At 40.7% G+C, this 24,579-nt stretch carries 25 protein-coding genes; 2 read left to right on the plus strand and 23 right to left on the minus strand.

Annotated elements, in window-relative coordinates:
* Positions 1–21: 21 nt before the first annotated feature.
* The 3 genes from L6472_RS09240 to L6472_RS09250 are packed head-to-tail and all read right to left on the minus strand — an operon-like array spanning position 22 to position 1,321.
* Positions 22–360 carry a hypothetical protein gene (locus tag L6472_RS09240; protein ID WP_237804398.1) on the minus strand — a complete coding sequence of 113 codons (339 nt, stop codon included), beginning with the start codon at positions 358–360 and terminating at the stop codon, positions 22–24.
* Positions 357–899, minus strand: a complete 543-nt coding sequence (locus L6472_RS09245) for an RNA polymerase sigma factor (RefSeq protein ID WP_237804401.1) — start codon at positions 897–899, stop codon at positions 357–359. Before L6472_RS09245 ends, L6472_RS09240 begins: the two co-directional genes overlap by 4 nt.
* Entirely contained in the window at positions 899–1,321 is a 423-nt protein-coding gene (locus tag L6472_RS09250; protein WP_237804403.1) for a DUF6249 domain-containing protein, read from the minus strand. Before L6472_RS09250 ends, L6472_RS09245 begins: the two co-directional genes overlap by 1 nt.
* A 487-nt stretch (positions 1,322–1,808) precedes the next feature.
* Here L6472_RS09250 and L6472_RS09255 point away from each other — a divergent pair, with 487 nt between their 5' ends.
* The gene (locus L6472_RS09255) at positions 1,809–2,663 is read left to right on the plus strand and encodes an OmpA family protein (protein ID WP_237804405.1); all 855 of its coding nucleotides are present in this window, start codon (positions 1,809–1,811) and stop codon (positions 2,661–2,663) included.
* A gap of 107 nt (positions 2,664–2,770) precedes the next feature.
* Here L6472_RS09255 and L6472_RS09260 read toward each other — a convergent pair whose 3' ends face one another.
* The 7 genes from L6472_RS09260 to L6472_RS09290 all read right to left on the minus strand — a co-directional run bounded on the left by L6472_RS09260 (position 2,771) and on the right by L6472_RS09290 (position 7,969).
* Positions 2,771–3,064, minus strand: coding sequence for a hypothetical protein (locus tag L6472_RS09260; RefSeq protein WP_237804407.1), 294 nt, complete (start codon positions 3,062–3,064; stop codon positions 2,771–2,773).
* Between the two features lie 25 nt (positions 3,065–3,089).
* Entirely contained in the window at positions 3,090–3,950 is an 861-nt protein-coding gene (locus tag L6472_RS09265) for a hypothetical protein (RefSeq protein WP_237804409.1), read from the minus strand.
* A gap of 10 nt (positions 3,951–3,960) precedes the next feature.
* Complete coding sequence (locus L6472_RS09270) at positions 3,961–4,479, minus strand: hypothetical protein (RefSeq protein WP_237804411.1); 519 nt, start codon at positions 4,477–4,479, stop codon at positions 3,961–3,963.
* A gap of 94 nt (positions 4,480–4,573) precedes the next feature.
* On the minus strand, positions 4,574–4,855 hold the full coding sequence (locus L6472_RS09275) for a WYL domain-containing protein (RefSeq protein WP_237804413.1): 282 nt from the start codon (positions 4,853–4,855) through the stop codon (positions 4,574–4,576).
* Between the two features lie 9 nt (positions 4,856–4,864).
* Positions 4,865–5,320, minus strand: a complete 456-nt coding sequence (locus L6472_RS09280; protein ID WP_237804415.1) for a hypothetical protein — start codon at positions 5,318–5,320, stop codon at positions 4,865–4,867.
* 95 nt (positions 5,321–5,415) lie between these two features.
* Positions 5,416–6,477, minus strand: a complete 1,062-nt coding sequence (locus tag L6472_RS09285) for a hypothetical protein (RefSeq protein ID WP_237804417.1) — start codon at positions 6,475–6,477, stop codon at positions 5,416–5,418.
* Positions 6,478–6,736: 259 nt separating this feature from the next.
* Entirely contained in the window at positions 6,737–7,969 is a 1,233-nt protein-coding gene (locus tag L6472_RS09290; RefSeq protein ID WP_237804419.1) for a nuclear transport factor 2 family protein, read from the minus strand.
* 175 nt (positions 7,970–8,144) lie between these two features.
* On the opposite strand from L6472_RS09290, the gene L6472_RS09295 reads away from it, so the two are divergent.
* A complete protein-coding gene (locus L6472_RS09295) occupies positions 8,145–8,549 on the plus strand; it encodes a hypothetical protein (RefSeq protein WP_237804421.1) in 405 nt (134 codons plus the stop codon).
* A gap of 72 nt (positions 8,550–8,621) precedes the next feature.
* On the opposite strand, the gene L6472_RS09300 is transcribed toward L6472_RS09295, so the two are convergent.
* From L6472_RS09300 to L6472_RS09360, 13 genes are all read right to left on the minus strand, one after another.
* Positions 8,622–9,059 (minus strand): hypothetical protein, encoded by a 438-nt coding sequence (locus L6472_RS09300; protein ID WP_237804423.1) that lies wholly within the window; start codon positions 9,057–9,059, stop codon positions 8,622–8,624.
* Between the two features lie 219 nt (positions 9,060–9,278).
* Positions 9,279–12,743, minus strand: a complete 3,465-nt coding sequence (locus L6472_RS09305) for a DUF6035 family protein (RefSeq protein WP_237804425.1) — start codon at positions 12,741–12,743, stop codon at positions 9,279–9,281.
* Positions 12,740–13,240, minus strand: coding sequence for a hypothetical protein (locus L6472_RS09310; protein ID WP_237804427.1), 501 nt, complete (start codon positions 13,238–13,240; stop codon positions 12,740–12,742). The genes L6472_RS09305 and L6472_RS09310 overlap by 4 nt, the downstream gene beginning before the upstream one ends.
* Before the next feature lie 51 nt (positions 13,241–13,291).
* Positions 13,292–15,568, minus strand: coding sequence for a hypothetical protein (locus L6472_RS09315; protein WP_237804429.1), 2,277 nt, complete (start codon positions 15,566–15,568; stop codon positions 13,292–13,294).
* Between the two features lie 107 nt (positions 15,569–15,675).
* Complete coding sequence (locus L6472_RS09320) at positions 15,676–18,201, minus strand: lipopolysaccharide assembly protein LapB (RefSeq protein WP_237804431.1); 2,526 nt, start codon at positions 18,199–18,201, stop codon at positions 15,676–15,678.
* Between the two features lie 31 nt (positions 18,202–18,232).
* The gene (locus tag L6472_RS09325; RefSeq protein ID WP_237804433.1) at positions 18,233–18,670 is read right to left on the minus strand and encodes a TerB family tellurite resistance protein; all 438 of its coding nucleotides are present in this window, start codon (positions 18,668–18,670) and stop codon (positions 18,233–18,235) included.
* Complete coding sequence (locus tag L6472_RS09330) at positions 18,667–18,849, minus strand: hypothetical protein (RefSeq protein ID WP_237804435.1); 183 nt, start codon at positions 18,847–18,849, stop codon at positions 18,667–18,669. The genes L6472_RS09325 and L6472_RS09330 overlap by 4 nt, the downstream gene beginning before the upstream one ends.
* 400 nt (positions 18,850–19,249) lie before the next feature.
* Positions 19,250–20,428, minus strand: a complete 1,179-nt coding sequence (locus L6472_RS09335) for an ATP-binding protein (protein WP_237804437.1) — start codon at positions 20,426–20,428, stop codon at positions 19,250–19,252.
* 25 nt (positions 20,429–20,453) lie between these two features.
* On the minus strand, positions 20,454–20,765 hold the full coding sequence (locus tag L6472_RS09340; RefSeq protein ID WP_237804439.1) for a helix-turn-helix domain-containing protein: 312 nt from the start codon (positions 20,763–20,765) through the stop codon (positions 20,454–20,456).
* 13 nt (positions 20,766–20,778) lie between these two features.
* Entirely contained in the window at positions 20,779–21,123 is a 345-nt protein-coding gene (locus tag L6472_RS09345) for a type II toxin-antitoxin system RelE/ParE family toxin (RefSeq protein WP_237804441.1), read from the minus strand.
* 434 nt (positions 21,124–21,557) lie between these two features.
* Entirely contained in the window at positions 21,558–22,802 is a 1,245-nt protein-coding gene (locus tag L6472_RS09350) for an ATP-binding protein (RefSeq protein ID WP_237804443.1), read from the minus strand.
* Between the two features lie 303 nt (positions 22,803–23,105).
* On the minus strand, positions 23,106–23,831 hold the full coding sequence (locus L6472_RS09355; protein WP_237804445.1) for a DUF2461 domain-containing protein: 726 nt from the start codon (positions 23,829–23,831) through the stop codon (positions 23,106–23,108).
* A 101-nt stretch (positions 23,832–23,932) separates the two neighbouring features.
* A complete protein-coding gene (locus L6472_RS09360; RefSeq protein WP_237804447.1) occupies positions 23,933–24,373 on the minus strand; it encodes a hypothetical protein in 441 nt (146 codons plus the stop codon).
* Positions 24,374–24,579 lie beyond the last annotated feature (206 nt).

The following is a 24,579-nucleotide window of genomic DNA, read 5'->3' on the forward strand; positions in this document are numbered from 1 at the left end:
ATCGTTTCTATATGACGAGGCTTAAAGTTTAGAAAAATGGCGATGCAGAAAGTAATTGAGCGTTGCCAAAAACAAGAAACAAAAAGCTATGCCAGGCACCATGCTGAAACCTTCTGACTCCTGAACCATGGCGCGACATCCCCGCAGCAATGCTTCACCATAAAAATAGATAATACCACCAATACCAAGCAGACAGCAGACTGCAATTGTCACGGCGGCAGTCACCCTCTCCTGCCGTTCGCGCACCCTTTGTTCTTGTTGTATTCTGCGCATCGTGGTATATGCGAAATTAGAAGGCAGGTGCAAGGGTTCTTGCTCTGCTTTCTGTCGCAATGCTTCGTGTAGTGCCCTGTCTGTCATTGTTTCTCTGTTTTTTTGATGATTAGATATAGTTTCTTGCGGATGCGGAAAAGCCGTGTAGCGATATTGCCCTGTTCGAGTCCCAGGATATAGGCGATGTCGCGTATGGGCTTTTCGTCGTAATAATATAGGTTGACGAGGGTTTGCTCGTCGGGCGTCAGTTGGGCGCAGGCGTCGCGGAGCTGCTCTACGCGCGAATTATCGTCCAGCAGTCGGTCGATATCCGTATCGCTGATGTCTGGGCGCTCGTCTATGCTGATGTATTTCATCTTCCGCTTGCGCAGCCAGCTGACGGTGAGGTTATAGGCTATACGACACAGCCATGTGTGAAACGCTGCCTCGCCCGTATAGGTATCCAATCGGTCGAAGGCACGGACGAAGGCATCCTGCACCAGTTCCTCAGCATCCTGTTGCTGGGGCACCAGTCGCACCACGAGCCGGAACACCTCCTGTCCGTAGCGCGTCAGGAAATAGCCGTAATCCTCGGCGTGTCCGTCGAGGATACGGGCTATCAGTTGCTTTTCGTCTGCCTGCTGCATCAGATTTGGGTGTCGTCGTTCTTCTTGTCCTCAGACTGTTCTGCCCTACGCTCTGAATAGTATGATATCAACAAGCCTAAGCCTCCAAAGAAACTAATGCAAGACACATAGATGATGCCGCTTATATGGTCAATAAAACGATAATCACATAGGTTAGCGGCATCTCCTTGGGCTATTATCAGATTGAGAAAGAAGCCTACAAAGAATCCCAAGCCCACTCCCATCAGAAGCCATGCAAAGCGCAGAGCTGTAAACTTATTGCCGCTGTTGTAGAGTTTGATACCCTTGAAATCGACGTTTGATATCTCCGTCAGTTTACTGATGAGCGTCAGTCGTTCGCGCTTGCGCACAAACAGTTCTACCACTTTGTAAATAGTGCCGAACACGATCAGGCAGTTCAGCGGAATCATAATCCAATCCATAGCTTTTTCGTTTAATTGTTGTTACAAATGTTTCGTTTCTCTATCCTTATATACGCAACATCAGAGGCAAATATTACAAACCAGAAAAACTTTTTTCGTACTATACGGTTGAAAATTCGAGGACTCCGTAGGCGCTCCCCTCCCATGTAGGGGAGGGGTCGGGGGTGGGGTCAGTGTTGTTCTAACTGCAAAGAAGTTACAGCCCCCCTGCCCCTCCCCTTCTTGCGTCCCTTCGGTAGCAAGCGAGCAGAGCTCGAGCGGAAGGGAGGGGCGCTTTTACTCTCATCGTTGAGTGTTGCGCCGAAAGGCACACCACCTCTCACCTCTCACTTCTCACCTTTCACTTCTCAAAAAAGGTCAACTTTTCAAAAAACAGGCGCTGCGAGGTTAAAAATCACTAATTCCGATTGACTTTTGGTGGTTTTGACAGTCGTATCTGTATATTTGCATTCGATTTTTATGTTTAATCAATAAAAACTGAACGATTATGAAGAAGAACATGATGATGGTTGCAGCCGTGGCTGCCATACTGCTGAGCAGCTGTGCCAGCAAAAAGGAACTGATGAGCTGTCGCGACGAAAACAAGTCGCTGTCAACCAATCTGCAGAACACACGCGAGGATCTGGCAGGAAAGAACGCCCGCATCACCTCGCTCGAGGAACAGATCAAGAATCAGCAGAAGGCACTGGACGAACAGAAGGCTGCCTACGCCAAGTTGCAGGCTTCGCTGGACAAGAGTCTCTCTAACGCTTCGCAGAACAACGTATCTATCGATAAGCTCGTAGATCAGATCAACGAGTCAAACCAGTATATCCGCCACCTGGTGGAAGTGAAGTCAAAGAGCGACTCGCTGAACATGGTGCTGAGCAACAACCTGACTCGCTCGCTGTCTAAGGAGGAGCTGAAAGAGGTCGACGTACAAGTACTGAAGGGCGTTGTATATATCTCGCTGGCCGACAATATGTTATACAAGAGTGGCTCTTACGAGATCAACGATCGTGCTGCCGAGACACTGTCTAAGATTGCCAAAATCATCACCGACTACAAAGACTACGACGTGCTGATCGAGGGTAACACGGACAATGTGCCCATTGCGCGCGAAAACATCCGCAACAACTGGGACCTCTCTTGTCTGCGTGCATCGTCTGTAGTACAGGCCCTGCAAAACAAGTATGGTGTTGACCCCAAGCGCCTCACCGCAGGCGGTCGTGGCGAGTACAATCCTCTCCAGAGCAACGACACCGAGCTGGGCAAGCAGCGCAACCGTCGCACCCAGATCATCATCACGCCAAAGCTCGACGAGTTCATGGAGCTCATCGGCGAGGCCCCCGAGACGAAGTAAGCCCTGACGTTTTGATATAAAAGCCGAAAGCCGCCGGTACATGACCAGCGGCTTTCGGCTTTCTTAGATAGTACAGTGTTCCCAGATATAGTTGTTCATCAACACATCTATACATATACAGTACCGTCCTTACTGTTTTCATTCTTCTTTTTTATAACAGCAAGATGATATTCTTTAGCTATGTTTTTATTCTTTTTTATATAATTAAACAACCTTCTTCTCATCCATTCCCCCAATTTACGAATCCAAAATCTATACCACTTCGGCCAGGCTATTTCACTTGCTTCCGCATAAGAAACATATTTATCCAAAATTTCATGATAATAAGTCCAACTCCAGCCTATACTTCTTGGAAACATATTATACAATTTTACACACAGAATCACTACTATTTTCTTCATAAACAAAAAAATTAATATTGAGTTACTACATATTTTCACGTCTTTCCCATACCACATTAAAGCCTGGATAATTTAATAGTGCTTTGTTCGTACAGTCGTCGGGCAAAAGACAATCCAGGACATCACCACCTATCATCCCCAAACCTTTATTCTGATTTTTTAGTTGGAGGAGCTTTGTACGCATCGTCTGATTGGTACAATTGTCATAAACAACTTTCAATTCATCAGACAATTGTTCAGATACCTGACGTCGATAGTTCATCCATTCATTCCAAAGTTGCCACTCTTTACGGAGATTTTCCTGATAATCTGTTCTGTAGTCATTATACTCATCTTCTCCTGCCACTTTTATAAATATCCTATAGGCTCTCGATATCATGCCAGAGGTAAACCTTGTTTTACTAAACGATGTACGTTTTCCTTGCATGTGGAGATAGAGATTTCGGAAAGACGCCTCCCTGAGACTTATTCCCTGTTTAAGCATATCATCAACAAACATGGGCGTTGAACTGCCATGATACTCACAACCCGCCAGTTCACGCACTCCCTTCTGATACCTCTTCCAGTACTTTTTCTCTTTGTTGAAGACATCCCGGTATTGAGGTAATAGCACCAACAACTGCTGAAACTCCCTCTCTATACTATCATTGTATTCAAGCAGCCATGTTCCATGAAGATCGTTCAATTCTCTTTGATCTTGGTATTCATATCCCTGGTTCTCCTCCCTTACCGAATCTTTCTCTCCACCAACATCAACGCACGAGTCAGCCCCTGCCCCTTCAGCAACAGTTTCCACCTCATCATCCACCATAGGCTTCTCCGCCATTCCCCTGCAGCAGGCGAAGAAAACAACTGCCAATATGCAAACCACATACACCTTATTCATACCCAAACTTTTATTTTTGTTCTTCCCTAACCTTACACTTTTCTATCTCGGTCAACACCGCTCTCTGCACCTTAAAGAAATCATCGAGAATGCTGGTCAGATAGCCCTTCAGATCTGGTATCTGACGAATGAACAACACATTCTTCCTCGTGTGCACGCCTATTCTCTCCGTTTCCTGATTGACAGTATAAAGCACGGTGCAACTAGCATGGGCATTGACTTCGTTTATCGCCTTCTGCATCGCAGCAAACTCTTCCACTTCGCAATACGTGGACAAATCATACCACCACAAGTCATACACATTGATGAAGTAGCAGTCGTTCTTAGCCTCTACCAGGAACCGTTCCCCCTGATAGACGAAGTCAATCCTCAACTCATTGACCTCCTCATAATCACACCCCATCTCTTTCAAGATCTCTATCACCAAGTCCCTTGTCTCATCTGCTATCTTCGCATCATCAGGCGTTGCAGTATATGATGGCGTCGTTGCGCCAACCACCTCATCCTCCTCCCGTTCACGCTTGTACATCCTGTAAAGTATGTACGCCCCAACCAGTGCTACCATTGCAAAAATTCCCTTCATATGCCACTACAGATTATGTTATGTTTGCTTCGCACTTTCTTTAGTGCAAAGTTAAAGAAATTCTTTTAAAACCATCACCTATCTGGTTCCAATAAATCTGAGAGAAATAATGGCCATTTACGCTCATAATTCTACTCACCTTAAACGTCCGTTCCTCGCCTATGTCTTTACGATAAGCCTGAATATATCCGCCACAATAATAACTTGAGTACCCAATATCAGAAATCACACAAGTAAAGACCTTACCATTACGGGTACAGTATTCTATCTCAATAGCCTGTTGAAACATGATGGCCCTATCTATCACTTCTTCAATAGTCATTTCTTTCCATTATGATTTCTTCCATTGATAATTAGCGATATTAGAATCACCATATTGCTCTTTACGCACTTGACTCTTCACCCATTGCTGGTCACTTTTCGTAGACACATTGAATAATCCTGCAATCCTCTGCCTGTCCTTTCCTGCTTTGTAGCGCTCACGAAGTTCTTTACGAATAAGAGCGACGTTACCACTCTTTTTATCTTTGAATTCCTCTATCAGCTCATCAATTGGCAAACTCCTGATGCGCTCCTCCCGTTTTCCGACCTTGTCTGCAAACAGTACCTTTATAACCGTCTGCTTCAGCGGATGTTTCTCGTCCAGCAATCTACTACGATAGATACTCAATAGTTCTTCCCTCGTCAAGTTTGGCAAAAGCGATTGGCATTCCCTTAACACATTCTCATCCCACCTCGTAAAATGGAACTTCTTTACTTGCTGAATAATGTACTCATAATCCGTCATATGCTCACAATAAAAATTAGTTTGGTTGCGAAGTTAGCCTTTTCTAACCACGCGACCAAACATTTTCGCTCCACAAGGCTTGTGAAATTGTGATTTTATTCCCACACCACCAATTCACGAGGCAGGGAGATCTTCTTCGCTTCGCCACGAAGGCCATCGATATAATAATGCCGGGCAAGATGATTATCAAACTGCCCCACAAATGCACCACGAATCCTCGCACACTTCTCATTGATGGAGTTAAGCAGAGGGTTCGTTACATCTTCGATGCTTTGAAGGGCTTTTTCACCTAATCCATTCGGTTTCAGATTCACATAAATACCAACCAGCTCCTCCCTGTAATCGGGTAAATGCTTAAAAATGAGCCCCTCTGGATGTTTCAAGAATAGCAGATAGACAGCCTTCACCAAGGGTTCCATCTTAATTTCCATATTGTTGTAGTCAGGCAACACAATGCGATGATCTCGTGTAACCACCAGTTTACTCAAACGATCATCAGGGTGAAGCAACTCCTCAAGAACATGCTCTGCTATGCCACGTTGACGCAGTTTCGCTATCTTTTCCTTAATCTCTTCCAGTAAGTCATTCGTATCTTCCCCTTCTATCTGAGAGTTGAAACGGTCATCAGCCCCACGATAATCAGGTCCGCCCCAATCGTCACAAGTTGAAAAATTATCAAGCAGATGTTCACGATTTATCTTCTCATCAAATATCTGCCTCCCAATTCTATGCAGCTGGTCAGCAATGGGCTCCGTACTGTTTGAAGAGACAGAATAGAATCGGTTAATGGCCTTATCATTTCCGTCAGCGCCCCTGCGTATATCCTCCGTACGTATAAATCCATGTTTCATACGTCCTTTATCCGAAGGATTCTGCAGATATTGCAAGAAGAAGTCATTACCTATCTCTACACGCTCCAGCTCTATATCCGTCAAGTATGGAGCACGATATTGCAATACCTCCTTGCTTTGAAGGTGCTTCAGGAGAAGAGGAAAGATTATCACATGGTAACCATTCATTTTTCCCCAGCCTTCCAACACCTCCGGATTCTTCTCAAAGAAATCCATCAGTTCCTTGTCCTCCTCGCTCGCCACATATACCAACTCCTTTGGTCCCAATCGTCCCTCCAGGGTAAAGTCATATTTATTATCAACCATCTCTATTTCGACGTTGGAAGGTGGCGGCAGAGGTTCTTTGTTACTTTTCTTCTCTTTTCTATAATCCCTCAACTTTTTAACAGGCCAGTCAAAAGCGATAAGGACACAAAGGGGAATAAAGAACACCCCCATTAAGGGATAAGCCCAATACCAATGGTCCTCCCTTTTCCAGTCAAGATATGCGGCCCATACTGCAGAAAAAAATGCAAGAACATTGATGACGGATAAAACTATCAATATAATCTCCCATACACCCATATTACTCCCATACAACTAAATCGCGAGGCAAGATAATTCGTTTCACTTCACCACGCTCTCCGGTTACAAAATAATTCTTTGCCAGTCCTTCATCGAATTCTTTAATGAAAGCAGAACGAATACGAGCACACTTCTCATTGATAGAGTTAAGTAAAGGATTAGTAACATCTTCAATACTTTGAATAGTCCGTTTACTCAACCCCATAGGCTTCAATCCTTTGTATATATCAAGTAGTTCCTCTCTATAATCATTCAGTTCTTTAAAAATGATGCCACCTGGATGTTTTAAAAACAAGAAATATACTGCTTTTACAAGAGGTTCCATCTTTACCTCTATATCATTATAATCTGGCAACAACACTCTAAAATCTTTGGTAATTACAAGCCGGCTCAACTGTGCCTTTGTTTTAAACAGTCCTCTAAATGTCCATTCATTCATACCTTTGGCTCTTAGCTTTTGAACACGGACATCCATATCTTCCAACAATGTCAGGCTCACAAACCTTTGATCTTCATCTAAGGCTAGAATACAAGGGATATGATCATTCTCCTTACACTCTGCTTTAAGGTTGTTGAACTCAGAATACATCACAAAGCGGCACTTGGTTTCATTAAGGCTATGGATCTCCACTAGTGCGTCATATGTCAAGCCATCACATGTAAAAGAAATCTGACACTGAGCATTCCTTAGTTCATATGGAGTAGCCCAAGTGATTTTTTTATCCCCTAGTTCTGTTTTAACATATTGCTCTATGGCAGCGACAGCAGCAGCTTGTTCGTGGAGGGATGTCTGATGAATCACTCCAAATGGTGATGAGCCACCAAACTGTTTTAACCACCAGTAAGGCGAGGGTGTTACTTCTATTTCCTTAATTAGTCCATCCTCGATTTTCAATCGGTGCATCAAATCTTGATTCTCGTCATCAACAGTAACTATCGCAACAGCATGGTCATCTGATCCATCAACGTCCGCCCTATAATTCCGCTTCGAGTACTTAAGTGAATCAAACACCTTCTTCATGAGTTCAAGATATTCCTTCTTGCCATGAAGTATTCTTTCCGGTACGCCTCCTGTCCATATTACATCCTCGTCTAAGAATGGTTCAATACAACCCATATCAAGACGATGCCAGCATAAGCATATTAACTCTGCAGCTTGCCTATATGATGACAATTTGCCAGGATTCTGCTCATTAGATGAATCCCTATGGAAAATATAGTCAAAAATATCCATATGACACTTACTGTTTGTACCCGTTGTAATCTTCTGGTGCAAAAATACGATTTTTTCCTGATAATTATGCATTTATGATGAAAAATAGTATATCACAAGCCTTGTGATACTATTATGATTTGTTTTTTGGCAATTAATTGATTATCTTTGCCCTCGATTTAAAAACAGTTTAATTATGGCAACACGTGAACAAATAGAGTCAATGAAGATTGACGAGAACGTTTTTGAACTAGAAAAGGATACTGAGTTAGAATATCTTGTGCATTTTGCAGCGCCATTTACAGGAAATGACAAATGTATTATTCCAAAAGGAACTGTATTCGCTCCACACGGTCCTATGAGAGGTGATGCTTTGTATATGCATTTGGTTGAAGACAATAATGATGAATTATTAGAGAAGATGAGAGAGCAGGTTAAGACCAATTACGAGAAACTTTTCACTCGACTACAAGGATTCTCATTCTTTATCACGGAAGAGCAATTGCGAACGCTTCCGTTAAAGTTCCAAAGTGGCAGCGCTGAGCGATTGCTGGACATTATGAGAAAGTTGCGCTCACCACTATATCCAATGTTTCCGTAATTATTACGATTCGTCTTCCGTATCAACCTTATATATTCTTCTGCTTCTTTGTCGCCTTACTAAAGAAACTCTCTAGCATTTGTCATTCGGAACAGCAATCCAGTAGTCATTCTTACAAAACTCTTCACTATTATATTTTTGAAATGCTTTTCTCGCCATATTAAACGCATTTGTATCTAATATGGAAGGCCTGCGACATACCTCATCATCGTGATGAACATATTTCTCTCCTATCATTGCATATTCTCTCAGATTCAAACAGTCACGTAAGGCATTCAATTTATAAATATTCATACTACCGGGGATTGAGGGGATGAAGTATTCATTTCCTCCAATCTTGACAGCATCACAATCTTTCTTTACCTTACGAAATTCATTATCATCCAATTCTGAAACCAGCCTAATAGCCCATAGGTATGCTGCAACAGAAACAGCATCTAGTTCATCCTTAACGCCAATGCATCCATACATATCGTCAACAGAAAAAAGTTCTAATTGTTTTCTCATCATACTTGCTCTATGATATTGTTTGTCCATCTTTCCTAAATCAGCGAACTACAATCTGTCGCTTTTCCCATTCCCTTGGCACACTCATTGAATATGGCTAGAGTATGCCTAAATGCAGCTTAGAGTATGGTTACACTATGATTCAGGCCTACTTCCCGCATAATTGAGGTTTCATATTAATTAGTTGTGTAATATCTCAATTCCTTTATGTTGTTTGCATAACTAATGATTATATTCCGTTGTTTCATCTACCTGTCCTTTGGCACCAATATCATTGCCTCTCTCATGTCCGATACGGACAATCTCCCAAACATCTTTATGAAGTTCTTCATTAATTCCAACTTTTTTGAGTTCTATCTTTCTTCCTTTATATGTTTTATCAAGAGATAATCCACTGAAGTTGCTTCTGTGAACGAATATTGTACTTTTATCTGGAAGTTTTACTATGGCACTTCCGTATTGCACCCTGCTAATAACACCTTCCACAGTTTCATGCACAACAAACTCTCTTTGGACATGTGGTTTCTTTTCTCGTCGACAATATGGCTTTGCATAGACGTTTAATTGAGTGTATCTACTCCATTCTCTCCCATAGGTTTCCTTGTGAAAGTTTTTTATAACCAGCTCTGCGGATTCTGGGATATTGTCTTTCCAGTATTGTATGGCGATTGTTCTTGGTACAAAAAAATCCTTGCCTCCAACATTAAACACAATAGTTTTGTCTGTTTCCATTGTTTTTATCCCTTTTACGGGAATTGTATTGGTTGTTTTCCAATTAGTTTTTGTAATCCGCCTATCAACAATCACATAATAATAACCATGATATGTTGTGATCTCATCGTAAGAGCATTCCAGAGTGGTCTGGCCTTTAGAATTGCGGACACCCCACTTCCCCATGAAAAGGTATTTTACGCTACCATTGGGTAATTGTATTTCCATTTCGGAGATTGGCTGTCCTTTCTCATCAATATACCCAGTGCTTGTGCTCGAAAAAACTTTAGCCTTGCCATTTTCTATATCACCTATCTGTTTATAGGTTGGACTTATGCGTTTACCTGTCACATCAACTAAATACTCACAATTATAATCTCCTATCTTTATAATGTTTTCCGCCCATAAACTGATAGACCTATGATTACATGGGATAATAATACCATTCGAGTTAAGCAATCCATAATAATTATGCTGACGAACAACAATGAGATCTCCAAAGAGTTGGTTAACATCCAAGATTCTGTCCTTTCTACTAAGCATGGTTGTTCCTTCTCGATTAACTAATTCCCAATAGCCTAATAGCTTCAATGCTTTTATATTATCTGATAATTGCATTTGTTGTTCTGGAACAAGATGACCTTTTGCGTCTATCTCGGCGTCTTTCCCTTCTATGACAACTTTTGCTTTTCCATTGTCCAACTCACCAACAAAAGAGAATCCGCCAGTAATGATACAGCCATCAGCATCAATAATATCGTAATAAACCCTTTCTTGCCGCCGCCAACTTCCTTCTGTATGTACTTTTCCTATCTGAAGTCCTTCACTCCATTGTTTTATGTCTTCATAAATTGTCCAATCATGTATATAGTTTCCATCATAATCTAAATCATTCCATTTCCCATCCTCTTTTCGCTGAACATGCATCAAGTTTTTATCAAGAATAAATCTCATTTTTGAGAATTCCTCTTCTACAATTTTATTACCTTCTAAATCTGCAAAAATAGTTTCAAAATCTATGTGCGCGAAGAACTTTCTTCCATCTATGACATAGAACGAAGAAAAGGGTTCTCCTTCATCTCTATGATATAAACTTACTTTTTCAACCCTTTCGTTCAAGAGTGCACAGACAACACCATCTCCTGCTTTTCGTTCACAGAATGATCTGCCTATGTTGCCTAGCCAAAAGGAATCTCGCCCCTCTGCTAAATAAGCGCTTCCCGTAAGCGAGTGGATTTTGATGTATTCACATTCGCGAATCATTTCACCATTTTGACTTACTATACCTTCCTTTCTGTTAAAGCCTACAATGAACGTTCCGTCAGTACGCGATACACACGAAGTAAAGTGAGGTTCGATGACATGTGTGGCTCCATATTTAAAACCAAATTTTTTCTTTTCCTCAAATGGTATAACACAACCTCCATCTTTCAACATCAGTTCAATTGCTTCCTGTTTCCTCGTTTTCTTTTCTTGTGCGTTCTGCTCGAGTCCTCTGATATAATCTTCTTTAGATTTAATTTCAACAGAAAGACGCTTTGCCATGTCAGGATGCTGTTCAAAATAAGGTGTTTCAGCATCATAATAATAGAGTTTATGTGTATCATGGTCAAACTTCAATTTATCAAGCGTAACACGTTCTCCTCCAAAACGTTTTTCAGTGTTGGCATAATGCCAGGTTGAGTCTGGTTCCACCCAATTGCATTTTAAAACAAGTTGCCCGCTTTCTCTGCTCCACTCTCTTGCTTCGTCATCGAAAATGAAAGCATTCAGTTTGTTAGCGAAGTATATATCCTTCATGGCAAGATTGTTCAAATCAACATATTTTCTGTTGTCATCAAAGTTGAATATCCAGATGATATAATAATCATTCATTCGGTAAAAGGTATCGCGTTCGGTAATAACACTTAGGAAAGTGGTGGAAAGCTGTATTTCGAATACGATTTTATAATCTTGATAATCTATCTGTATATCGGGCTGCCGCCAATTAAAGAAAGGAAGGCTACTATAAACCCGTTTCTCCATTTCGACATTTCTGACGCCTAACGAAAGACTATTACTATCACTAAGTCTATCAAATAGTTCTTTTTTTAAGTTCTTATGGCGCTGACTTTGGCCAGACAAGCCGTATTTCTTTCTATTGATGTCCTCCTCAGATTGGCCAGTAGTCGTTTTCTCACATAAAACACTGTCGTTCTTATGGGTAAATATAGCAGGGACACCACATTCGTCGCCTCTTCCTGATATACGGATCATCTCAAAACATTTAGGACAGACGAAACGTCTGTTATTTTGGGAGATACATTGTTGGAAGATGGCACGCCAACTTTCCAACTCATGAATGGGCTTTTTAAAGAATTCTTCAGCGTGAATGGTTTCACCGGTCTCTATATCAAAGATTTCCTTGATTTTGTGGTCACGCTGTTTGCGTGTTGAAGGTTCTACAGAGACATTCTGTCTGCCTTTGTCTTGCTCTTTCTTTTTATTTTGTTCTATTGTTATTTCTTCTTCTAACTCAGTTCTTTTCTCCTCTTTTACCAAAATGTCCTCTTGAGGGGTTTCTACTGGCTCATTATCTTCTAATACTTGTATGGATTTTATAATATCCCTTTCAATCTGCGTTAAGTCTGCACTATGATTACGCAACCAATTTTGAATCCTGACTATGTCAGAATTAATAATTTGCAAATCGCTTTCTTTGCTATCGATTTCTTTTTTTGTTTGCACAATTTGCTCGGCAACTGTTTTTAATGCACGCATCCTTTTAACCTCATCATCAAGCAAGGCTCTTTGTTTATCAAGGACATTATGTCGCATTTCCAAATCAGATTTCAGCTGATTGATTTCCTGCTTTATCTGCAATAACTTATTTAGTCGAGACTTTAAATCTAAAGTCTCGTCCTGATATGATTGAATATTTTTGAGGATGGCACCAACGTCTTCTCTCAAAAGTAAACTAGCAATTCTAATTTTCATTCTACAGATATCTCAATAGCATTGTTAATACGTCTCTCATAATCATTGAGTTCATTTTTCAACTCATTAAGATATTTCTGACCATCAGCATTAGTTATCTTTGTTTTAAACACATCCAAAGTATTTTGCCATTCATTCTTTAGAGATGTAAGGTTGTCTCTTATCCCTTTCCGCTGTACTACAAGATTTTCTATCTTCGTTTTTCTTTCTAACTTTTTTGTTAACACCGTTTGTGCATCATTCCTTTCCTCGTCTTTCAAGAACAGATTTATGTATTCATCTAATGACACCTGTTCTTCCTTCAAGGTTCTCAACTCTTGAGTCAATGAATTTACAGATTTCTCTAATGAACAACACTCCTTCTTTAATACATCGTTGGCGCTACAAGCATTATTATACTTGTCTTGTGTCTTACACTTCTCCTTCTTAGCTATCGCCAAGTTCTCATATATGTCCCCACCAAGGAGTAATTTAGCAAGAAAGTCTTTTAAAGCCATATGCATCCTATTTTTTCTGACTATCACATATTATTCTCGATGTTACGCTTGTTATTTTGCATAATCTCTTTGCTTTAGTATAATATCGTTAAAATGATTAAACACTTCAGTACTTTCTTTTGAAAGAATTTTGATTTTCGTGATGAATCCATCACTATTATACCAGACTTCCGCATACACTGTTTCATCTTTATCATCAAATAGCATAATTGTATCATGCCAATCTTGACATTTAATCAGAGCCATTTCAATGTCGTTCTGTAATAGTTCGTTTTTCCATGAACCATATAATGAACCTCTAAAATCTTTCGGCCACTCGTTGCTAGCACATCGATGAATAATATAGTTGAGCTTTTTACTGTCTTCATTAATTCCACAATCTATTCTCACATTTGATACAGCATATTTATCTTTCTTTCCTTTATTGTCTATTAAGATCCTTATTAAAACATTTTTACATGACTTATATTCAGCTATCGTAAGGTACTCCCTTTTAATTAGAACAATATTCAATGAATAACCAATACCAGATATTTCCTTTGTGATTTTTTGTAGAAGAACCTTGGTGTTAAGATGAATATTTGGCAGATTAAGTGCAATCATTTCATCATTAAAAAAGACTTCTTCTGAGAAAACAATGTAAAATCCACCAGTGTAATCTCGATTATCGTCTATATCATCAATTTGACAATTCATCATTGGAGAGATATATTGAGGGGATGATAGACGAACAGTACCATAAGCAGATGTTATTCCGCTATACAACCATCTAAAATAACTCTCGTTAGATACTCCACTATTTGCAGTTTGATTCCCTTTGAGCCAAATATTATTAAAATAGACACCCAAAGATTTATGTACTGTAATTGCCCAACCATAAGAAAGCCAAGCAGCATTCAAGTATGGGTCTGTATCTATTATTTGTTTCCTAATATACATTTCCCATTTTTGCCGGTAAGTTCGTAGCATATTACGAGCTTTACTTGTGGTATGTACTTCTTTTTGCTGACTTTTTTCAACACCAATGTTGTTTATTAACTCTTCAATTGCTTGTCGCTCGTTATCTGACAATTTTTTATAATCATCACTGTCCAACATATTTCTATAATATGGGGTGTTCCTAAATGATTGCTTATTATTTTTTATCTTATTTCTCAACAGTTCATTACAATAAACTCTATATGCGATTTGTTCATTCTTAGTTAATTCATCTCCCTTGAAATAATTATCTAACATGAATAATTCTTTTTCTGGCGTACTCTCAATGCTAATACATTTTACTCTGATTTTAGTAAAAACAAGACTTACGTTAACTTTCCCACCTTTTGTTCTTATTTGAATTGTCTTATCTTCATGGCCAACAATATCCAATAATGTCAAGTACATTCCATTATATATTTTTATTGGATCTTCTACGGGTAAATCTGTTGGAATTGTAACATTGTTATTCATTATCAACAAATCGCCTTTAGCTAACTCCACACCATTTTTTAGACAGTGTTTTTTTATCCAAAGATTTGTTAGATAACAATCGTCATTCTTGTAAAAAAGAGCGGCATTTATTGGGTCTTGAGAAAATGGTTCAGAAAACCATTCTGCCAAGAGCGGTTCTAGAGCGTTTCTTTCAATATTAATAAGATTGCTATTAAAATCGTAATGCAGATTGTTGAAATATTGTTCTTGTATACTTGATGCCAATAACGTTCTTAACAAATCTTTCCCATAGTCAACATTGTGTGAAATACCATCTCTATAATGATAAATAGGCAAATTGGGGTTTTTCACTGCTAATGTCTCTAAGCAAATTGCTGAGTCGGTACTTTTTCCATATGTTAGAGAATATGGGTCTCCTATCAGTATTAATTTACGATTGTTTTTACAATTGTTTTTTTCAAAAATAAACGTTAGTACATCATCTAAAAGCCTTCCGCTTCCGTACCGTATTAACTCTGTTTGATTGAGATTTTGGCTTAATAATTGTGCCTCGCAAAACACAATGGTATAATCATCTCCCAAGAATTTGCTGCTTTTTACGGGAATGATAACCTGAGACACATCATCTTCAACTTCTTGATTATTATCGCTCATATCTTTATCATCACTCTCCATATCATCTACATCAGTTCCGCCATAAATAGTATTATAGACACTATCAATTACTATTTTATCGAAATCTGAAACACCTTTATTCAGCCTTTTGTCAATATGCCTGATAACCCTCATAGAATGAGCCCAGTAATATAGTGTCTTTTTGTCACTGATATTAACCTGCTGCGAACGAAACATAGAAATAGCACGCGCCCATTCGTCACGAACATTTACATTCATTGAGGTAAGTACCACTATACATGACTTGTCACTATTACATATATTGCGAACCTGTTCCAATAGATTACTGGATGATAACTGATTAATTGGCATATTCAAATCTGTATTTATTCTTGATTATTGCTATATCGAACTAGCTTATAAGCCTGCCATTTCTCACCATTAAAAACCACATCAACACACACATACTCATCTTCGTCTATTCCCTCAATCAAATGAGCTGGAATATAATAGTCATCAACAAAACCAAACAATTGGCCTTTGCTATTGTAATTAATGCGAATAGGGCCGGTTATAGTTTTCTTCATAACCTTATCACTTGTATCAGTTTTCTCAATAGTCAACATCTTTCGGAAATCCCTTCCTTCTTTAGATTTCTTTGTGATATATCTTATTTTTAGGTAATCACCTATTTGCGGGCGAATTGTAGTTTGGTTATACTTTATTATAATGTCAGAGTTCCTGCCAAAAACACAATGAAATAGTTCTTTGTTTTCATTGATACTATCAACGACTGCTGTTTCCGTCGGGAACTTTTCAAGTGCTTCACTATTTTTTACTATATCATAGAAAATTGCCTTTAATGGTCTTGCTTTTTTAGGTTGTGAATAAGTATCCCAGTCTAAAAAGACAAAATCATCATCTGTTTTTTCTTTCTTCTCTGGAACTTCAAAACATCTGCAAAATGAACCCTCCTGTAATCTAAATGGTACAGAAGATAAAAGCAACTCTTTATCGCTTTCACTTACAAGATGATAACATTTCTTTTCCTTGTTGTGGTAATCAACATAACACACAACAGGTGACAACAATTGCTCAATGTGAGTATCTGATACTTTAATCAAGACGATTTCTTTTCTATCATCTTTTGAATGGATTTTCACATCAAAACACTTTCCGATGCAATTATTATTTGATATAGAAAGCTTCTTATATTTGATAGCGATTGCTAAACCATCAGAAGAAACAAGCTTGGCTTTTTTTATCTGTTTTTCGCCATCTTTCTGGACATAAACATCAGCTACGAACATTGTTGTCCATTCGATATTGGAATAAACAAAGTCCTCAGCAGAAGCCATGTGTGATTTGTAGAATGGAATATTGTTTTCTGTATGAACCACAGAATTTGACACCTGAGAACTTAAAACATAGTACTCATCTTTAAGCCTCCATCCATTTTTATTATATGTGTCAGCATATGTTTGTAATTCTTGTTTCGCTTCTTGATTAAAGCCGTGCTCCTTCATAAGCCTTGCTAATGCCAAATGAATATCTCCAAGGAATTCGTCTTTAGGTTCTGAAATGATTGCTTTACAATATGCAGAGATTTTCAATTCAACATCATCAGTCGCTTCTGCCAATTCTTTCCAAACATAAAAACGATTTAAGTTGAGTAAAAGCGACCTATATATAGATAATGCTTTCTCTTTATCGCCCTTTGCCAACATAAGAATAGCTAAATTCCTTTCTAATTGATCATCATCATATTGTTTACACGCCTTTTCAAGCAATTGCTCAAATTCAGGAGCAATGTTATTAAATGAATTTCTTTTTAGTCCAGAATAATAATGTTTAATAACCTTTTCAACCAAAGATGGAAAATCTATTTCTTCTTTTCTTTCTCGTAACCAATCTTCAGAACGGAAATTGTCAAGTCCCCATTTATTAATAACAAGAACAGCCTCTATATCTTTTTCTTCTGGAAGTTTCCATAAATATAAAGATAAAATTCTTGAATGATATTCGTTTTTTATGAGCAAGCCATTGATAGTGGATGTATAATCGTCAATGCCAGAAAAGAAAGCTTGAATATTGTTTTCTTTGGAATAATTGAAAATATTGAAAAAATGGCACCTTGAAAACACAAACGATACGAGGTCTTCTGATATGTTTTGATTCTTTGTGAATGCCTCCTTCACTTCATTCAATCCGTATCCTAATTTAAAACAGCGTTCTATTATTCTTTCTACAAGCGGCTGTATTTCTTTATTATTCCAGAAAGACGAACAAAAATCTTCATCAGACAATGTTTCGACATCCCATAATTCTAAAAATGGCAGAAACTTGAAGTCACTATATTTTTCGCTAATCATTGTTGCTACATTCAGAATCTGAGAATGTAGTGTTGATGGGCGCTTGATTTGTAGTTGAAGATATGTATGAAGGGCTCTTCTTGCATTAATTGATCCACACGATTCATGACATTTTTTTAAGAATCTATAAATTATCCAACCAAAATCTTCGTGCAAAATTGGTGATAGATTGTTGTTCCTATTTAATTCGCAAATCTGTGTATAAGCAGATTCCTCTTGCCCGTTCTTTGATAGTTCAGACAATTTGTTTACCTCTTCCCACAATGGTGTTAATTGGCGTCTTATTGATTGGAGTGTGTTTTCAGCGACTCCATCATAGTCATTTATATTGCCAATTATAGACTCCATTCTTTGAAGTACATTCAATGCATACTGATTCTGTTTTTGGGCAATATATTGATTGCAGTAATCTCGAAGAACCCAGAATAATGCACTATAAGTCCAATGAGATTGCTCTGTCTGAAGGTCAAACTCTGCAAGCCTCAAAGCTTCATTAAGTTTTCCTGCCTTTCTTAGACTATTTACTTCTTTAAACGTCATACGCAATTATTGAGAAGAATAAAGTCAGTATTTATTTCTCAACGAACAACTCTTTTGATATAGGGTATACCATATACTGATCATTGAAACTGGCCTCCCCCGTAGGACAGGATATCAAATAAGGTTTGGGGATAGGTTTTCCGCTGGTAGTTTTCCTGTCGTTCTCGATTAAACAATACTGAAGAGCGATGAGCAGCAGAGCCTCGCAAGGAACACAGACATTGTCACTAAGGGCGATACTATATATATGGTCGAAAAAGGCCTGTCGCTCTTTTGGAGGGAGTTTTTTCAGCGTATTGACAGCATCAGCAAAGCGAATTTTACGTGCATCGCTCATTTCCTGATGAGTTATAGCATATTCAGACATGAGTTTCTTCATGTCTTTAATCTCGCTCTCCTCAATGATATTATCAGCTTTTATCATATCACTGATAATACGAGCTATTGCTGTTCGTTGTTCTCGTGTCATATCTCTGCTTCTATATTTGAATTTACTATTTCATCAAACCTCTCGTTAACATCAACAATCCACTCTGGGAGTTTCTTCAATGCCTGATAGACCAAGGCATCGGGCATCTTCTTATAATAGGCGTAGGCCATGGGACCTGCAATATCGCCTATAGCTTCGCTAATCAGATAATTCTTCATAAGCATTAAATGTCTTGATGTGGCAAAGATACTCTATTTTTTTTCATCTATAGTATAAACACGCTCCGCAAGCCTTGCGGAAATAGGATTTTGTAGACTTTAATTATTGGATTTTGCAAATATATGAAATAATCGCATAAGTTCCAAATCCAAACTGGACTTTTTCCTTTTTCAAATACTAAAGGGGCACTTTTGCAACGCGAAAGCAGTGGTGTTGCGACTGAGAAGTGGCACTTTGGTAACTTTCGACTTAAGTCGTGAGATCTTTTGACTTAAGTCGTGAGAACTGTTGACTTAAGTCGGAAGAAGAGTTGACTTTAGTCGGAAGGTTGGAACGTTACACTTTTCTGTTACTAAAGTGTAGGTGTTATGTGGGCAATGTGTTGTAATTAGAAGGACCTCAGAACTTTGATACTGGCACTACGGCTATGGTGTAGCCACCTTTCTCTATGGTGCGCTCTTCGTCGCGCGTAACAATGGTGAGGTTGCTGCATTTCAGTTCGCCTGCACATTCCACGATGCTATCAACCTCGCGCTTCTCGGTCTTGGGACTACTCATGTCGTAGCACACCTGTACCAGTCGTTCGACATGCGCTCCCTTGCGCAACACGAAGTCTACCTCCTTGTCGTTGCGAGAGCGATAATAGAACAGGGTCTTTTCGGTATCGTATCCTCGATGCATCAGCTCTATAAACACTTGGTTTTCGAGCAATCGTCCCAGGTTCTCACTCACAGCGAAAGCCTTGGCTGCCACAAAGCCGTTATCTACCACATAGACCTTGCGGGGCGCCTTGTTCATCAGCTTCAACTTATTGTTGTAGCGCGACAGATAGTAGAAAAGGTATGGTTCATGCAGATAGTCCATAAACTTCTTGACGGTGGAAACACTCGAGAAGCCGAGTTCCTCCGATAGCTCATTGGCACTCAGTGGATTGCAGAAGTTTGAAACTAGATATATGGCCAGGTTGTTGAGGTCGGTGATGTTGCGTACATTGTGTCGCTTGGCCACATCCTTCCACACGATGGAGTCAAACAATGTGTCGAGATAGCTACGTACCAATGGGCGCGATGCCACCACTTCAGGATAGCCGCCATTGCGCATATAGTCGTCTGTCAATGCCCTACCCTCAGCCTGCTGCTCCGGCTTTAGTCCGTGAAGATCGAGCTTGTTCCAATCGAAAAACTCTTCCATGCTAAAGGGTAACATCTCTATCTGTAGATACTTTCCCGTGAGCACGGTTGCCATTTCGCTCGACAGCATTTTGGCATTGCTACCCGTGATAACCAGATTCTTTCCCATCCTATAGAGCTCGCTCACCCACAAGTCCCAAGCATCAAGATTCTGAACCTCGTCGAGCAGCAGATACTCATAGCCGGGATAGACGTCATCCAGCATTCGCATCACCAGATTAGCGTCCCATGCGTCGAGAAGCGTTTGATTGTCGAAATTGAGATAGGCAAAATTCTTGTCGCGCAACATCAACAAGGCCTGGGTTGACTTGCCTACACGACGCGGACCTGTTATCAGCTTGATGAGATGACTGTTCAGCAGCATGTCAATATCCAGTATGTCACTCACCTGTCCCTAGACATACTAGACATATTTAGCCAACGACCAATGAGAATCTCAGTCCTAATGCATTCGCAATAAGCATAAACGTGGACAGCTGCATATCAGTCTGCCCCTGCTCAAGTGCAGAAATATACTCTCGCTTCTTACCTATGCGCTCACCCAACTGCTGCTGAGTCAGCTTCTGACGCTTGCGCTCGTCACGCAACAACTCTGCATAGTACCAAGCCTTGGCCTTTGCCTCAAACTCCTCACGGCTGGGAGTTCCCTTCTCGCCATACGTCTCTGCCAAATGCTGTGAACCAGTTTTCAGTCCGGTCAGTTTCTTTTCATCAAGCTTTATCATCTTCTTGTCCTCCTTAGATATATCTGTTCAAAATTTGACGGGCGGTTTCTATCTCACCCTTATATTGTTTGGTGTCTTTTTTCAAGAATGAATTCAAGAAAAGCACCCGTTTACTTTCCATGAACGAAACGGAATCAACGGCAAATACTATCGTGCGGTGCTCATTGGTACCTACAGATATTCGTGCCTCATAGAATTCCGTCCCTTCGAGATTCTTCACGAATTTCTTATTGACCACATATTGGGTCTTTATGATCGTCTCCACATAGTCGTACTTTGCCTTTGTCTTAGCATCAAGGCTGGCGTAGTATTCATCGTACTCCGCAGAGTGGAAAGTTTCTCTAACATCTTCGCTCATGCTGCAAAAGTAATATATTTATTCCGTAAATCCAAACATATTGGAAGAAAAATATTCATTTTGTATAATTCAGGTTACTCACTTACCCACTTACAACTCACTCACTTTGGACATTTGGGATTTCCCAATTTCGAAGGTTTGTATGTCACTCACCTGTCCCTATACATAATGAAATAATGTGGCAAATATACTGCATTTTTTAAAAAGTGCAGTAGTTTTGAGGTAAAATTTGCTATATATTTTCAGAATATTGTTCCTTTTCAAGCCCTATGCCATTATTGACGAACATACATTCAATGCCAGCATTAACGAACTAAGAAAATAAGAACTCCGCTTTAACAAGTCGCTTGCCGATCCAAACGGGGCTCTTATCCGAAAAAGGTTCCTTTCATGTTGCAAAGATAATGTTTTTGTTGAATAATCCAAATAGATTCTCAGAACTTTGATACTGGCACTACGGCTATGGTGTAGCCACCTTTCTCTATGGTGCGCTCTTCGTCGCGCGTAACAATGGTGAGGTTGCTGCATTTCAGTTCGCCTGCACATTCCACGATGCTATCAACCTCGCGCTTCTCGGTCTTGGGACTACTCATGTCGTAGCACACCTGTACCAGTCGTTCGACATGCGCTCCCTTGCGCAACACGAAGTCTACCTCCTTGTCGTTGCGAGAGCGATAATAGAACAGGGTCTTTTCGGTATCGTATCCTCGATGCATCAGCTCTATAAACACTTGGTTTTCGAGCAATCGTCCCAGGTTCTCACTCACGGCGAAAGCCTTGGCTGCCACAAAGCCGTTATCTACCACATAGACCTTGCGGGGCGCCTTGTTCATCAACTTCAACTTATTGTTGTAGCGCGACAGATAGTAGAAAAGGTATGGTTCATGCAGATAGTCCATAAACTTCTTGACGGTGGAAACACTCGAGAAGCCGAGTTCCTCCGATAGCTCATTGGCACTCAGTGGATTGCAGAAGTTTGAAACTAGATATATAGCCAGGTTGTTGAGGTCGGTGATGTTGCGTACATTGTGTCGCTTGGCCACATCCTTCCACATGATGGAGTCAAACAATGTGTCGAGATAGCTACGTACCAATGGGCGCGATGCCACCACTTCAGGATAGCCACCATTGCGCATATAGTCGTCTGTCAACGCCCTACCCTCAGCCTGCTGCTCCGGCTTTAGTCCGTGAAGATCGAGCTTGTTCCAATCGAAAAACTCTTCCATGCTAAAGGGTAACATCTCTATCTGTAGATACTTTCCCGTGAGCACGGTTGCCATTTCGCTCGACAGCATTTTGGCATTACTACCCGTGATAACCAGATTCTTTCCCATCCTATAGAGCTCGCTCACCCACAAGTCCCAAGCATCAAGATTCTGAACCTCGTCGAGCAGCAGATACTCATAGCCGGGATAGACGTCATCCAGCATTCGCATCACCAGATTAGCGTCCCATGCGTCGAGAAGCGTTTGATTGTCGAAATTGAGATAGGCAAAATTCTTGTCGCGCAACATCAACAAGGCCTGGGTTGACTTGCCTACACGACGCGGACCTGTTATCAGCTTGATGAGATGACTGTTCAGCAGCATGTCAATATCCAGACCACTTTTACGTGTAAGATACGGACGTGATAGCAACTCATCACGTTCCTTTCGTTGGTTCAGAACTATTGTCTTCATAATCTCAATGTTTAAATTCTGCGTGCAAAAATATGGTATTTTCTTCAATTTTGCAAGCGTATTGGATAAAAAATGCACTATTTTATCCAATACAGCGTTTAAAATGGATAAAATGGACATAAAAAAATCCACTATCCTCACGGATAATGGAAATCTCTTTTGATAATTCCACCTATGTCACTCACCTGTCCCTAGACATACTTGGCAGTTAGAACAACACTGACCCCACCCCCGACCCCTCCCCTACATGGGAGGGGAGAAAACAACGATATGTCACTCACCTCTCAACTTGCGCCGCATATGTCATTCATAGTCGTCAATCACGGAATTCATCATGTCCATCATGGGCTTGGCGGCGCGGAACATGGGGTCTATCTCATCGAGCCAATGGTCGTTTTGGAAGAAATCGTCGGGGACACGATGCCAACAGCAGTAGTCCTTTAGGCGCAGATAGCGCACGTACTCCCAGTCGCGAGGATAACCTGAGGGACAGGTCTTCAGACGGGTAAGTCCGAAACCTTGCGGTTGGTCCCAGCTATCGACATCGGTGGGACTGGTGGTGTGGTTCTCCTCGGTGCTGCCATAGTAGCGGAGGAACTCGGGGCTCTCTACGCATTGCAGCCACTGGTCGATGTTGGCCATAATCTCGTTGCGACACGAGGTGAGGATGTTGGTGGGCAACCAGTAGTTGCCACATGCCACCATGCAGTGGTCGGGCTCCAGATGCAGGTAGTAGCCACCATGCAGTGCCTTCTTGCCATGGGCGGCGATGTAGGCCCCGAAGTGATTCTTGTAAGGCGACTTGTCGGCAGAGAAGCGTGTGTCGCGATTGAAGCGATAGGTGCAGTCCTTGACACGGAGGTGCGACACGGTGGGGTCGAAGGTGACGATGCGCTCAATGGCTTGTTGCACACCGCGCTCGAAGTCGGCACGCACGGCGTCGTACTCGGCCTTGTGTTCCAGATACCAAGTGCGGGTATTGTGGGCCTGAAGTTGGCGCAGGTAATTCAGTATTCTCTTTGCATCCATAACTGTATCAAATGATTTATTGTTTCTTCGTTGCAAAGATACTGTTTTTCATTGGAACAACCAAAAAACCACAGGCTCATTGCTAAGACGCACACAGCTGATTACTCATTGCTGATGGGCACGACGAGGGTGCCGTTGAAGACGATCTCACGGCTGTGGTTCCAATGGAACGTGTAGTTGCTGAACGTCATGGTGAAGCTGCCGACATCGGTACGGGTGATCTTGGCAGAACCCGACACATAGGTGCACTTACGCTCGTTGATGCCAATAGTCACGCGGGTGGCGTCTTTCTCGAAGTCTGCATATCCCTCGCGAAAGAAGGTATAGGGATTGGTGTCTGTTGGGAACTCCATCAAGAAGTCGCAATAGATGGGCGTGACGATGGCCAGATAGCTATCGTCGAGCGAATGGACATACTCACCGAAGAAGCCCAGACATCGCATGTACTCCTGATCGTAGTCGTGACGCTGGCCGTCAACGGTGATGGTCAGCGGACCATCGGTCTCCACATTGAAGTCCTCGTCAATGTAGCATGCCGTCATTGTGACGGCTACTATACACGCTATTATAATATTTAAAACATTCCACTTCTTCATAACAGTTATTCATTTTCATTAGTTTCTTCATTACCACTGTTAAGAGATTCATCGCTATGAATGGGAAGTCTATGGCATTGATTATGTTGCCACAAAAATAAGAAATAATACTTGAACGACAAAAAGAAAATGAAAAAAATGCGCAAAAAACG

The organism is Prevotella sp. E13-17 (assembly GCF_022024035.1).
Taxonomy (GTDB): domain Bacteria; phylum Bacteroidota; class Bacteroidia; order Bacteroidales; family Bacteroidaceae; genus Prevotella.